10 protein-coding genes and 1 pseudogene are annotated in these 12,792 nt (G+C 66.2%); 4 read left to right on the forward strand and 7 right to left on the reverse strand.

Annotated features, from left to right (window positions below):
• The first annotated feature begins 25 nt into the window (after positions 1 to 25).
• Both AC1RKI_RS17365 and AC1RKI_RS17370 read left to right on the forward strand, forming a co-directional pair.
• Positions 26 to 334: a DUF2160 domain-containing protein gene (locus AC1RKI_RS17365; protein ID WP_061958906.1), complete on the forward strand. Its 309-nt coding sequence runs from the start codon at positions 26 to 28 to the stop codon at positions 332 to 334.
• A gap of 133 nt (positions 335 to 467) precedes the next feature.
• On the forward strand, positions 468 to 2,198 hold the full coding sequence (locus AC1RKI_RS17370) for an ABC transporter substrate-binding protein (protein ID WP_061958915.1): 1,731 nt from the start codon (positions 468 to 470) through the stop codon (positions 2,196 to 2,198).
• A 90-nt stretch (positions 2,199 to 2,288) separates the two neighbouring features.
• On the opposite strand, the pseudogene AC1RKI_RS17375 reads toward AC1RKI_RS17370, so the two are convergent.
• Both AC1RKI_RS17375 and AC1RKI_RS17380 read right to left on the reverse strand, forming a co-directional pair.
• Positions 2,289 to 4,255, reverse strand: a pseudogene (locus AC1RKI_RS17375) (sensor domain-containing diguanylate cyclase).
• 285 nt (positions 4,256 to 4,540) lie between these two features.
• The gene (locus tag AC1RKI_RS17380; protein ID WP_061958904.1) at positions 4,541 to 5,401 is read right to left on the reverse strand and encodes a LysR family transcriptional regulator; all 861 of its coding nucleotides are present in this window, start codon (positions 5,399 to 5,401) and stop codon (positions 4,541 to 4,543) included.
• Positions 5,402 to 5,489: 88 nt separating this feature from the next.
• On the opposite strand from AC1RKI_RS17380, the gene AC1RKI_RS17385 reads away from it, so the two are divergent.
• Positions 5,490 to 6,095, forward strand: coding sequence for a cysteine hydrolase family protein (locus AC1RKI_RS17385; protein WP_492794991.1), 606 nt, complete (start codon positions 5,490 to 5,492; stop codon positions 6,093 to 6,095).
• Between the two features lie 181 nt (positions 6,096 to 6,276).
• Positions 6,277 to 7,302, forward strand: a complete 1,026-nt coding sequence (gene waaC / locus AC1RKI_RS17390; RefSeq protein WP_492794992.1) for a lipopolysaccharide heptosyltransferase I — start codon at positions 6,277 to 6,279, stop codon at positions 7,300 to 7,302.
• A gap of 37 nt (positions 7,303 to 7,339) precedes the next feature.
• On the opposite strand, the gene AC1RKI_RS17395 is transcribed toward waaC, so the two are convergent.
• The 5 genes from AC1RKI_RS17395 to AC1RKI_RS17415 form a co-directional block, all read right to left on the reverse strand.
• Positions 7,340 to 8,533: a c-type cytochrome gene (locus AC1RKI_RS17395; RefSeq protein ID WP_492794994.1), complete on the reverse strand. Its 1,194-nt coding sequence runs from the start codon at positions 8,531 to 8,533 to the stop codon at positions 7,340 to 7,342.
• Between the two features lie 3 nt (positions 8,534 to 8,536).
• A complete protein-coding gene (locus AC1RKI_RS17400) occupies positions 8,537 to 9,361 on the reverse strand; it encodes an ABC transporter ATP-binding protein (RefSeq protein WP_061958901.1) in 825 nt (274 codons plus the stop codon).
• Positions 9,355 to 10,398 (reverse strand): ABC transporter permease, encoded by a 1,044-nt coding sequence (locus AC1RKI_RS17405; RefSeq protein WP_061958900.1) that lies wholly within the window; start codon positions 10,396 to 10,398, stop codon positions 9,355 to 9,357. Before AC1RKI_RS17405 ends, AC1RKI_RS17400 begins: the two co-directional genes overlap by 7 nt.
• A 15-nt stretch (positions 10,399 to 10,413) precedes the next feature.
• Positions 10,414 to 11,427 carry an ABC transporter substrate-binding protein gene (locus AC1RKI_RS17410; RefSeq protein WP_061958899.1) on the reverse strand — a complete coding sequence of 338 codons (1,014 nt, stop codon included), beginning with the start codon at positions 11,425 to 11,427 and terminating at the stop codon, positions 10,414 to 10,416.
• Positions 11,428 to 11,497: 70 nt separating this feature from the next.
• Positions 11,498 to 12,589, reverse strand: coding sequence for an LLM class flavin-dependent oxidoreductase (locus AC1RKI_RS17415; protein ID WP_061958898.1), 1,092 nt, complete (start codon positions 12,587 to 12,589; stop codon positions 11,498 to 11,500).
• Positions 12,590 to 12,792 lie beyond the last annotated feature (203 nt).

Consider the following 12,792-nt stretch of genomic DNA (forward strand, 5'->3'; position numbering starts at 1 on the left):
GACGCCGTTTGCAAGGGAGCGAGCGATGTTGAGCTGGATGGTTTGGACTACGCCCGTGGCGGTGTTTTTCACGCTGGTGGTGCTGATGCTGATCGGCATGACGATCTGGGAAGTGCGCGCGCCGACCACCGAGCGCAAGGGCTTCCTGCCGATTCCCACCACGCGCGGCGACCGCCTGTTTATCGGCCTGATGTGCGCCGCGTGGATCAACCTGGCATGGGTGGGGCTGGGCGAGAAGATCCAGGGTTGGCTGCAACTGGCCGAAGCGCCGTCGATCTGGATCAGCGTGGCGATTTCCGCCGTGGCGCTGGCGATCGTCATGCGCAAGGGCTGATGACGCCGGCGGCGCCGGCGCGGTGGAGCGCGTTTTCTGTCATGGGCTGCGAGATCTTTGTCCCTTCCCCGGGGCCGCAACCCAGTTAAAGAGCCGGGGAAGGGTTCCTGAGGAGACACTGATGAAAGAGCGCGTGAAGTTGGGGATGTCAGCCCTGGCCTTTGCGGCCGCGCTGACATGCGGACATGCCGCCCTGGCCGACGAGGCCGCGGCGAAGAAGTGGGTCGACAACGAATTCCAGCCGTCGTCGCTGTCCAAGGACAAGCAGATGGCGGAACTGAAGTGGTTCATGGACGCCGCCGCCAAGCTCAAGGGCAAGGGCGTCACGCAGATCAACGTGGTCTCCGAAACCATCACCACGCACGAATACGAATCGAAGACGCTGGCCAAGGCGTTCGAGGAAATCACCGGCATCAAGGTCAACCACGACATCATCCAGGAAGGCGATGTGGTGGAAAAACTGCAGACGTCGATGCAGTCGGGCAAGTCGATCTACGACGGCTGGATTTCCGATTCGGACCTGATCGGCACCCACTATCGCTACGGTGCCATCCTGCCGCTGTCCGACTACATGAACGGCGCGGGCAAGGAATTCACCAACCCCGGCATCGACATCAAGGACTTCATCGGCACCAAGTTCACCACGGCGCCGGACGGCAAGCTGTACCAGTTGCCAGACCAGCAGTTTGCCAACCTGTACTGGTTCCGCGCGGACTGGTTCGCGCGCAAGGACCTGCAGGACAAGTTCAAGGCCAAGTACGGCTATGACCTGGGCGTGCCGACCAACTGGTCCGCCTACGAGGACATCGCCAACTTCTTCACCAACGACGTGAAGGAGCTCGATGGCAAGAAGGTGTTCGGTCACATGGACTACGGCAAGAAGGATCCGTCGCTGGGCTGGCGCTTCACCGATGCGTGGCTGTCGATGGCAGGCTCAGCCGACAAGGGCCTGCCCAACGGCATGCCGGTCGACGAATGGGGCATCCGCGTAGCCGAGGACAAATGCACGCCGGTCGGCGCCTCGGTGTCGCGCGGCGGCGCCACCAACAGTCCGGCAGCGGTGTACGCGCTGACCAAGTACATCGACTGGATGAAGAAGTACGCGCCGCCCCAGGCCATGGGCATGACCTTCTCCGAAGCCGGCCCCGTGCCGGCGCAGGGCCAGGTCGCGCAGCAGGTGTTCTGGTACACGGCCTTCACCGCCGACATGACCAAGAAGGGCCTGCCGGTGGTCAATGCCGATGGATCGCCGAAGTGGCGCATGGCGCCGTCGCCCTATGGTCCGTACTGGAAGCCGGGCATGCAGAACGGCTATCAGGACGTGGGCTCGTGGACGTTCTTCAAGAACACCGATCCGAACCGGCTGGCGGCCGCGTGGCTGTATGCGCAGTTCGTGACCTCGAAGACGGTGTCGCTGAAGAAGTCGCTGACGGGCCTGACTTTCATCCGCGACAGCGATATCCATCACGACTACCTGACCAAGAATGCGGCCAAGTATGGCGGGCTGATCGAGTTCTACCGCAGCCCGGCGCGCGTGGCGTGGACGCCGACCGGCAACAACGTGCCCGACTATCCGAAGCTGGCGCAGCTGTGGTGGAAGAACGTCGCCACTGCGGTCACCGGCGAGAAGACGCCGCAGGCCGCGATGGACAACCTGGCCGAGGAAATGGATCAGGTGATGGGCCGCCTGCAGCGCGCCGGCATGGCTAACTGCGCGCCGAAGCTCAATCCGAAGAGCGATCCGTCGAAGTGGCTGTCGTCGGAACACGCGCCGTGGAAGAAGCTCGACAACGAAAAGCCGAAGGGCGAAACCATCGCCTATGACAAGCTGCTGCAGGCGTGGAAGGAAGGGCGCGTGCGCTGATCCTTCGTCAGGACCGGTGTCCGGCTTGCGGTGAGAACGGTGGCGCGTCATGCGTCACCGTTTTTTTTTTATCAAGTCAGCGCGTGCCGCTCAAGCGTCGCTGGCCGTCTGCGCGACGATTCGGGAGAGGGTGCCCGCGTGGCACGCCTTGCCCTGGCGTTTGGCGTCGTAAAGCGCCATGTCCGCACGCATGAACAGTTCGCTCACCGATGTGCCCTGGCCCGCGCGATGCATCGCGCTGCCAACGCTGGCGGTCGACACCATCTGTTCGCCGTGGATCTCGAACGGGCGCATGGCGGCGTGCACCACGGTGCGGGCGATGCGCTCGACGGTATTCGGATTGGACACATTGTCGAGGATGATCGCGAACTCGTCGCCGCCGATCCGCGCCACGGCGTCGCCGGCCCGCACGCACGCGCGCAAGCGTTCGGCGTAGGCAATCAGCAACTGATCGCCCACCGGGTGGCCACGGGTGTCGTTGACGGCCTTGAAGTCGTCGAGGTCGACCAGCAGCAGCGCGGCGTGATGGCCGCAGGCATCGGCGCGCGCCATGGTTTCCTGCAGGCGCCGGTCAAAGCCCTTGCGGTTGAGCAGCCCGGTCAGGTGGTCGGAAAGCGTCTGCGCTTCGAGCGTGCGCAGCTTCTGGCGCTCGCCGGTGACGTTGCGGGCAAACATGTGCAGGCCGGTGACAACATCCTGCGCGTCATTCCAGGCCGGCTGGAATGTCACTTCCCAAGCCGCGCCGTCCGCGCTCTCGCGCGTGAACGTGATCGACTCGCCGGCGCATGCGCGGTCCAGATAGGGCTTGTTGGCCACGTATTCGGGCGTGCCCCACAGCTCGCGCAGCGACAGGCCGACAATCTGCTCGGCGGGAAGGCCGAAATGCCTCGCATAGGCGCGGTTCACGAAGGCAAAGCGCTCGCTGGCGTCGATAAACGCCACGAAATCCGGTACGTGATTGGCGATCGCCTCGAGCCGTTTTTCGCTGGCGGCGGCGCTGTCCTTGGCGGCCTTGAGCGCCGCCTCACGCTCCGACAATTGCGTCATCACTTCCGAGAACGCACCGGCCAGCTCGCCGATTTCGTCGTTGCGCTTGACCGTGAGGTCCGCCATCGCCCCGGGATGTTCGCCCAGCCGGCGCACCGTGCGATGCAAGTGTTCGAGCGGCGCGAGCAGATGGCGGATGGTGGCCCACATCGCCAGCGCAGCCAGCAGCAGCGACGCCAGTGCGACGAATATCGAGCGCTGGCGCGCTTCGAGCAGCGGCGCATACGCTTCGGCCGCGGGCAGCACGGAAATCACCTCCCAGCCGTTCGATTCCAGCAGGCGACGCGCAACCACCGGTTGCTGAGGTGACAGCACTTCCCAGGCCGATGCGGGCCGTTCGGCGCCGCATGATTCGCCCACAGCCCGCGCCGGCGTGAGCACCTTGGAGGTATCGGGATGCATCGCATAACGCGGATTCGGGCCGGCCGACACCAGGCAGTAGAAGCCGGTCACGCCGACGCGGTGATGAGCCAGCTCGCGCAGGAAATTTTGGGACGACAGATTCAACGCGCCGCCCACCACACCGAGCAAGTGGCCATTGGCATCGCGCAACGGCACGGCGAGGATCACGCCGGGCGCCGCCGAATGCTTGCCCTGCAGCAGGTCGGACACGGCGAAGTCGGCCCCGTTGGCGATACTGCGGAAGTAATCGCGATCGCCCACGGTCATTTTCGTGCCGTCCGGCACCGCGGTGCTGAATGCCAGCGAGCCATCGGGCCAGACCATGAAGACGGCGTTGAAGTGCTCGGGCATGTCGACCGTGTCGGCCGCCAGGCGGCGCAACTGGCCGGTGGGGTGATCGAGAACCGGCGCAAGCGTACGCGCGAGCCGGCGCAACACGAGCGCACGCGCTTCGAGTTTTTCGTCCAGTTGGTCGGCGACCACAGCTTGACCAGTGTGTCCTGCTGATCCTGAATCACCTCGTTCAGGCGCGTGTAGGCGTAGTACTGGGAAAAACTGCCCCGCACCACGACCACCAGCGTGACCACAAGCGCCGCCGCGATTGCCATCCGGTACTTCAAAGAGTGCCGCATGAAGCTCTTTTTCTTATTTCCTTTGCACTGACCCGTACCCTGTTGCCTGGGCTTTCTGCAACAACAGCCCGTGTGATAGCGATATCGTCGGCAACTGGATCAAAGCGTAGCAGAACTTGTGTTTATCTCGACGGCATTGGCGCCCGGCCGGTGTGTGTCGGCGCACATCAGGCAACCAGAGGCGCAGCGCGGGCGTTCCGAATGCACTGCCGCGTGGCACGGCCGCGACACTTCATGCTCACGCCGGGCCGACATGGCGCCTCAAGGGCATTCGGCCAGGGTTTGGGCAAGCCAGTCGATGACCGGCCGAAAGCGTGAAGCGCCGCGAAACTCGACGGGATAGGCTAGCCAGATTTCGCGCACCACTTCCGGCACGTTGCGGATCAGCGCGAGGCCGGGCTCGCCGGCGCCGATGTAGTGGGGCAGCAGCGCCACGCCCAGGCCGGCGCGCACGCCTTCACGGACGGCCAGCAAGCTGTTCGACTGGAACGAAAAGCGGCGCGCCTGCGCCAGCGGCCATTCCACTTCGGGCAGCGAAAACCCCTCGTCGAGCAGGCCGCACATCGACGTATCGCGCGAATCCGCCAGCGCCGCAGGCATGTCTGCGGGCGCGTAGAGGCCGAAATGGATCGTGCCCGCACGCTGCGCCACCATGGTGTCTTCCTTCGGCCGCGCCAGCCGTACCGCAATGTGGGCGCGACGCTTGGCCAGGCTGGTCACGCGGTTGTCCACCTCGAGCCGCACTTCCACATCGGGATTGCCGACATAGAACGCGGGCAGCCGCGGCGTCAGGAAATGGCTGCCCAGCGACGCTGTGGCGGCCACGCGCACCATGCCCGACACCCCGGGCGCCGTCCCTTCGATCTCCCGCAGCAGCCGGTCGGCGGACTGTTCCATTTGTCGCGCCGCGGTCAGCGCGTTGCGGCCTGCCGCGGTCAGCACGAAGGTGCCGTCGGCGCGCGTGGCCACCGGCTTGCCCAGCGCCGCCTCCAGCCGCCGAATGCGCCGGATCGCCGTGGCGTGGGTGATATCGAGTTCGCGCGCGCAGGCCGAATAGCTGCCGGTGCGCATCAGCGTGGAAAGGGTCAGCAGATCGTCCCAGGAGATTGTGCTTTTTTGCACAGCGAGTGTGAGCAAGTGGGGAATTGGCGCACAGGTTACCGCGCTCTAGCATGCATGCCTAGTCACTATCCAAACCTGAGACTTCGATATGCCAACCGCCCCGTTCACCTTGCTCGATGCCGCCGGCGCCAGCCGCAAGCCCTCAGCGTGGTCCGACGCCGTGCTGATCCTGGTCGATCACCAGCGCGAATACGTCGATGGAAAGCTGCCGCTGACCGGCATGCCGGAAGCCGTGGCGGGCTGTGCGGAACTGCTCGCGCTGGCGCGCCGCCATGGCACGCCGGTGATCCACGTGGTGCATCACGGCAAGGCCGGTGGCGCGTTCGATCCGGCCGGCCCGCATGCGTCCATCATCGAAGGACTGACGTCGCGGGACGGCGAGCAGACGGTCGTAAAAAGCCTGCCGAACAGCTTTGCGGGCACCGACCTCGCCGCGCGCCTGACCGCGCTGGGCCGCAAGGAATTGATCGTCGCCGGATTCCAGACCCATATGTGCATCAGCGCCACGGTGCGTTCCGCACTCGATCATGGCTATCGCGTCACGCTGGTGGCGAACGGCTGCGCCACGCGCGACCTGCCCGATCCGCTCGGCGGCGCGCCGCTGCCTGCGGCCGAACTGCATCGCGTCACGCTGGCGGCGCTGAACGACCGCTTTGCCACCGTGGTGCCCGATGCCTCGGTCTGGCACGACTGATTTGTCGCAGCGGCAGCACGGGAAGCAGGGGACACATGAGGCGCACGGCAGCGCGCCGGCGGCCGAGGGATGCCGGTGGCCGATGACGGCCTGATCCGCCCGACGCGCCCAGGAGTTGGGGCATACTAGCGCCTTTCGAACGCGGCCCGATCGGCCGCGTTTGCATACCCACGCCCCGTTCATGAAGCGCATTCTTCTTATCAAGATCACGTCGCTCGGCGACATGGTGCACACCCTGCCGTTGCTGTACGACCTGCGACGCGCCTATCCCGAAGCCAAGATCGACTGGATCGCCGATGCATCCTGTGCGGATATTCCGCGCTGGGCCGTCGGCGTGGATCGCGTGATCGCGCCGCCGCTGCGCCAGTTCAAGAAGAACGGCCGCAAATGGCGCGATCTGCGCGGCATCCTCTCCGCGTTGTGTCAGTTGCGCCGCGAGCCCTACGACGTGGCGATCGACGTCCATGGCGTGTTCAAGAGCGCCATCGCCGCGCGTCTGGCGCGCACCAAGCGCCGCCTCGGCTATGCCGCCGAATATCTTGGCGAGGCGAAAGCGGTGTTTGCCTATACCGAGATCTTCGGGCCGCATGGCGACGCCAACTGTCGCCAGAAAATGCGCATGGTGGTTGCCAACGCGCTGGGCTACCAGATCGAGCCGCACGAATCGGCCGAACTGAAATTCCCCGCGCCGGCCGAGGCGCTGAACGCCGACGGCGTGCCGCGCGCGATGCTGTTCCACGCCACCTCGCTCGACATCAAGAAATGGCCGCAGGCCAACTGGGTGGAAATCGGCCATACGCTGGCGCGCCGCGGCTATCGCGTGCAACTGCCGTGGGGATCGCCGAAGGAGCAGGACGAAGCCAAGGCGCTTGCCGCCGCCATTCCCAACGCCGAAGTGCTGCCGCGCATGTCGATCACGGAATGTGCGCAGCGCGTCGACGCCGCGGCGCTGGTGGTGGGCATGGACACCGGCTTCGTGCATCTGGCCGATGCGCTGGGCAAGCCTACCGTGATGCTGTTCACGGCCACCTCGCGCCCGCATTTCGGGGTGGACAAGCCCGGCCAGTCCGTGTCCGTGGGCGATAACGGCGCGCCGCCGTCGGTCGACGAGGTGCTGCGCGCCATCGACTACGTGACCGGCCACGCCAGCACGCCAGACGCATTTGCGCCGCACGCCCCGGATCTCTCTTCGGCCGACCCGCGCTGAACCTTCGCGAGACGACCGCGACGCGCGGCGTCGCGGTTCAATGCACGAATCCGCCCTGCACGAAGCGCACTGGTTCGGCATCGATGCGCAGCAGCAAAGCGGTCAGTCCATCAGCGCCCACCGACGACGTGCCGGCCGCCTGGGCGGCGGTCTGCTGTCCGGCCGTGCACAGCAGATCGGCGTCGCTCCATTCGCGACGTTTGCCGTCCGCGCGGGCGCGCAGCCAGCCCTGACGATCCGCCAATAGCGTTGTACCGGCCGGATGCGCGGCATCGACACCGGCAATCTGCGCATACACGCGCCACGCATCGGCAGACTCCGCCACGCAGTCGGCGCGAAATTGCCCCGCTTCGCCGGGCGCGCGACCGTCCGGCGTGACCAGCAAGGTCAGAAAACGCGGATCCTCGAACGGCTGCTCGGCAACTGTGCCATCGATCATCACAACGCGCACGCGCTGTCCGCGCCGCCATTGCGATAGCGCGCGCGGTGCTTCCCGTCCGCAGCGCACCGCAACCTCCGGCAGCCGCAACGGTATCGGCCAACTGCCTTGCTGCGCCGCGCCGGTGCCTGCCGCAAGCGCCTTCATGTAGTCGATCACTGCCCACGTGTCGGTGTCGCTAAGCTGCGCGGCGAATGCCGGCATCGTCGCGTGTCCGCGCGCGTCGCGCATGCCGTGGGCGATATGCCAGAACAACTCGCCTTCGGCGCGACGGCCAAGCAGGGGGCTGGCAAAGGTGGGCGGCCAGCGCATGAGCGTCGCCGACAGCGGACCTTCGCCGCGGCCGTCGTCGCCATGGCACGCGGCACAATGCTGCGCGTAGACGCGCGCGCCCGTGGCGATCGACGTCACCGCAAAACCCGATGGACTGATGTGGAAGCTGGTGGGCGCGGCCGGGGTCAGCAGCAGGCCTGTCGACGGCCACGGTGCGATCGTGAGCGCCAGCGCGCCGACGGCGAGCGCAGTCAGCCGATGCCGCTTCCAGATGGCCGCGACGAGTGCGCATGCCGCGGCCAAAGCGATGGCGATGAGGGTCAGGGCAAGCTGCCGCGCCAGACCCAGATCGATCAGCAGCGTTTCGCCAGCAATGCGCTGCGCCCAAGGCCATGCGGGCTGGCCGTGCAGTTCGCCCGTCCAGCCCAGCGCGTGCCAAATCCGCAGCACGCCAAGCTGCGCCTGCTGGATCAACGAGAGCAGTGCATTGAGCCACGCCTGGGGCGGCGGCCCGTTCATGGCCTACCAGCTGGCATCGAGACCGAGATGACGCAGCGCTTCATGACGCAGTTCGGTCAGGCGCGGATCGCCGCGATGCCGCGGGTAGGGCAGGTCGACCTGGATCTCGGCCGTGATGCGCGCGGGTCGCTGGCTGAACACGATCACACGTTGCGCGAGGAACAGCGCCTCTTCCACATCGTGCGTGACCAGCAGCGCCGAAAACCCGGCGCGCTGCCACAGATCGACGAGATCGCTCTGCATCGCCAGGCGCGTCAGCGAATCGAGCTTGCCGAGCGGTTCGTCGAGCACCAGCAGGCGCGGGTCGTTGACCAGCGCGCGCGCCAGTGCCACGCGCTGCGCCATGCCGCCCGAGAGCTGATGCGGAAACGCGCGCGCAAAGGCTTCGAGTCCCACGCGCCGCAGCGCGGCGTCGACGCGATGACCTTCGCGGCGCAGCAGGCCGCGCGCCTGCAGACCCAGCGCCACGTTGTCGCGCACGCGTCGCCAAGGGTAAAGCGTGGGGTCCTGAAACACCACGATGCGCGACGGATCGGGCCGGTCGATCGGCGCATCGTCCTGCAGGATCTGTCCCTGATCGGGCGCATCGAGTCCGGCCACGAGCCTCAACAGCGTGGATTTGCCGCAGCCGCTCGGTCCCAGCAGCGCGACGAACTCGCCGGGCGCGACTTGCAGGTCGACGCCGTCAAGCACGGGCAAGCGCTGGTCGCCATCGCCAAATGCATGGCTGACGCCACGAATATCGATCCTCGCGCCGCGTGCCTGCGGGGTCTGCTGCGCGTGCAGCGGAAGTGGCGGCTCGGCCGGTGATGTTTGCGCCGTTACCATTTGACGGTCCCTTTCTGCCACGACAGCGCGCGATCGCGCACAACGAACAGCAATGTGATGACGCCCGAGAACAGCAGCGCCATGACGATCAGCGCCGCATACATGTTGACGTAGGACGCCCAACCCTGCGCCCAGGTCAGATACCAGCCGAGGCCCGATTTCACGCCCATCATTTCTGCCGTGACCAGCACCGAGAATGACGCGCCCAGCCCCATGAACAGGCCGACGAACACCTGCGGCAGCGCGGCCGGAATCGCCACGCGCAGCACCAGGAACCATTCCGATGCGCCCATCGTGCGCGCCACGTCGTAGTAGCTCTTGTTGACGCCAGCTACGCCCGACCACGTCAACACTGCCACCGGAAACGCGGTGGCCAGCGCGATCAGGAAAATCGCTGCCGAATAGCTCGACGGGAAAAAGTAGAACGTAAGCGGTAGCAGCGCGGTGGATGGCAGCGGCCCAAGCACGCGCAGCACCGGATGCACCCAGTAGCCGATGCGACGCGACCAGCCGATCGACACGCCGATCAGGAAACCGGCCACGCCGCCGTACGCGACGCCCAGTGCGAGCAGCTTTAGCGTATTCAGCACGCTGTCGCCCAGACGCCGCCAGTCGTCGAGATAGACCTCGATCAGCGCCTGCGGCGGCGCGAAGAACGGCGTGGGCAGCGTGGCGGTCTTGGCGGTCAGGATTTCCCATGCCGTGAATACCAGCGGCAGCGCCACCAGCCACGGCCCGGCATGGCGCAGCGCGCGCTGAGCACGTTGCAGGGCGCGCAGATGCGCGCCAGCGAGGGCCACAGTGGCCAGCGCCGCCGCCACCGCCAGCATCGCCACGCCCAGTTCCTCGGTGTAGGCCCAGTCGTTGAAGCCGACCAGATGGTTCGGCCAGCGCCATGTGACCGCGCCGAATACGGCCCAGGCCAGTGCCGCGGCCAGACCGGTGCGCCACACGCGCAGCGTGCCGCGCGTCGCCGGCTGCGCGAGTTGCCCGTCGCCCAGCAGCGGCGGGTGGATCGACTGTTGGCTCGTGGTCATTGCGACGCTCCGGTATCAGCCCAGCACATTGGCGTAGACATGCTGCGCCAGTCGCCGGGTGTCGGTGGATTTCTTGAGCACGCCGATGCGCTGGAAATCGCCGGCATAGAACGCGATTTCCTCCTGCAGGTCGACGCCGGTAGGGTGGTGCGTGTAGGTCAGCGACGCATACAGCTTGCGCAGATCGTCGACGCTGATCTTGGGCGAATACTTGGCGAACACCTTGGCCGCCTCGTTGGGGTTTTCGTTGACGTAGTCGGTGGCTTGCACGATCGAACGCGCCAGCGCCGCGGCAGCGGGGCGATCGTTGCGCACCAGTTCGCCGCGCGCACCAATCACGCAGCACACCTTGCGCGCGTATTCGCCGCTCAGGTTGGTGGCCAGCTCGACGTAAGCGCCGTTCGTGCGTTTTTCCAGCAGATAGAGATTGGGATCGCCGTCGGCAATCGCCTGGATCTCGCCCTTGTCGACCGCGATGCCGAGCAGGTCGGCCGGATACTGGCGCCACGTAATGTCACGATCGGGATCGATGCCGTTCTTGGCCAGCAGGATCGTGAAGAAATGCTTGCCGGGCGCCGCAAGGTCGCTGACGCCGACCGTCTTGCCCTTGAGCGCCTGCAGGTTCGTCACGCCGGCGGCCTTCGATCCCACCAGGCGCACGCAGCCGCCATGCGAGCTGCCGATGATCTTCACATCGAAGCCGGCTTCCAGCGGCTTGAGCCAGCGATGAATCATGCCGACCGCCGCATCTGCCTTGCCCGTGGCGATCGATTCGAGCAACTGATCGGTTGATCCGCTGTAGTTGATCAGGTCGACCTGCAGGCCGTTCTTTTCGAAGAAGCCTTTTTCCTGCGCCACCACAATCGGCGTGAGGCAGAACGAATTCTGGTTCCAGGCAAACGTCAGCTTGCGCGGCGCGGACCACGCCTGGCGGCCCAAAATCAGCGCCGGCGCGGCAATCGTCGCGGCGCCCGCCAGCCGCAGGACGTCGCGGCGGCGCGTGTTGGGTTTGAAGGTGTCTTGGCTCATGATTTCCCGTTTCCCGTTGTGTTTTTCGTATCGGGCGCCGGTGGATGGACGCTATGCCGGCGCGGTGGCGTCACGCGGCGCGGCGGTGTGTTTGCGCATCGCGCTGCGCGACCAGTTCCCGCACGCGCGGAATCAGCTCGCGACCATAGTCGATCGCGTCTTCGAGCGGATCGAAGCCACGGATCAGGAACGTGGTGACGCCCAGCTCGTAATAGGCCAGCAGCGCGTCGGCCACTTGCTCGGGCGTGCCCACCAGCCCGGTGGAATTGGAGCGTCCGCCGGTCTCGCGCGCGATGGCCGTCCACAGGCGCTGATCGACGCGATCGCCCTTGTCCGCCGCCGCCAGCAGGCGTCGGGCACCTTCGCTTTGCTGCGGTCCGCCGCGGCTATAACCGGCCTGCACGCGCAGTGCGCGCGTCCGTTCGAGGATCTCGTCGGCGCGCTGCCATGCCTTTTCCTCGGTATCGGCCAGCACCGGGCGGAACGACACCGAGAAGCGCACCTCGCGCCCGTGTCGCGCGGCCTCTGCGCGCACGCGCGTGGTCAGCTCGCGCACCTGATCGAGCGATTCGCCCCATAGCGCGTAGACATCGGCGTGCTTGCCGGCCACCGCGATGGCCGCGTCCGATGCGCCGCCGAAATAGATCGGCACGTGCGGCTGTTGCGCGGGTTTGACTTCGGAAAAGCCGCGCTGGAAGCGGTAGAACTGGCCTTCGTGATCGAAGGGCTCGGCTTCGGTCCAGATGCGCCGCAGGATGGCCAGGTACTCGTCGGTACGCGCGTAGCGCTGGTCGTGATCGAGATAATCGCCGTCGCGCCGTTGCTCGTCGTCCGATCCGCCCGAGATGAAATGCACGCCGAGCCTGCCGCCGCTGAACTGGTCAAGCGTGGCGATCTGCCGTGCGGCCAGCGTCGGCGCGGTAAAGCCGGGCCGATGGGCGAGCATGAAATGGATGCGCTCGGTCACGGCCGCCGCGTAGGAGATCGTCAGCGTGGCCGACGGGCCGGTGGAGTGATGCGGCACCAGAATGCGATCGAAGCCGGCCGCTTCGTGCGCCTGCGCAAAAGCGCGCACGTAGTCGCGATCGATCACCGGGCCGGACGGCGGATGGATTTCGGACTGTTTCTGGGACTGGATCATGCCGATGAAGTCGACGCTCATGCTCGGTTCTCCTGGTTCGTTCGCAATTCGTTCGCGGTGCGGTCGCGTTGGGTTCGCGATGGATGCTGGCGGCAGTGCGCCGGGCCGAAGCACGCAACGTACGCCGCGCGAGCGTGCGGCCAAACGAATAAAAACGCGGCACCTTATGCGCTAAAACCGTTGCTCGATATGCGATATGCGTCGTTCGGTGCAGCGGGGCGCGG

It is taken from the genome of Cupriavidus sp. GW822-FHT06G04, assembly GCF_058799075.1.

Bases quoted from the DNA above. Each gene is read 5' to 3' on its own strand.
- AC1RKI_RS17405 (WP_061958900.1), bottom strand. From the start codon at position 10,398: ATGACCACGAGCCAACAGTCGATCCACCCGCCGCTGCTGGGCGACGGG.
- AC1RKI_RS17415 (WP_061958898.1), bottom strand. From the start codon at position 12,589: ATGAGCGTCGACTTCATCGGCATGATCCAGTCCCAGAAACAGTCCGAA.
- AC1RKI_RS17365 (WP_061958906.1), top strand. From the start codon at position 26: ATGTTGAGCTGGATGGTTTGGACTACGCCCGTGGCGGTGTTTTTCACG.
- waaC (WP_492794992.1), top strand. From the start codon at position 6,277: ATGAAGCGCATTCTTCTTATCAAGATCACGTCGCTCGGCGACATGGTG.
- AC1RKI_RS17400 (WP_061958901.1), bottom strand. From the start codon at position 9,361: ATGGTAACGGCGCAAACATCACCGGCCGAGCCGCCACTTCCGCTGCAC.
- AC1RKI_RS17385 (WP_492794991.1), top strand. From the start codon at position 5,490: ATGCCAACCGCCCCGTTCACCTTGCTCGATGCCGCCGGCGCCAGCCGC.
- AC1RKI_RS17395 (WP_492794994.1), bottom strand. From the start codon at position 8,533: ATGAACGGGCCGCCGCCCCAGGCGTGGCTCAATGCACTGCTCTCGTTG.
- AC1RKI_RS17410 (WP_061958899.1), bottom strand. From the start codon at position 11,427: ATGAGCCAAGACACCTTCAAACCCAACACGCGCCGCCGCGACGTCCTG.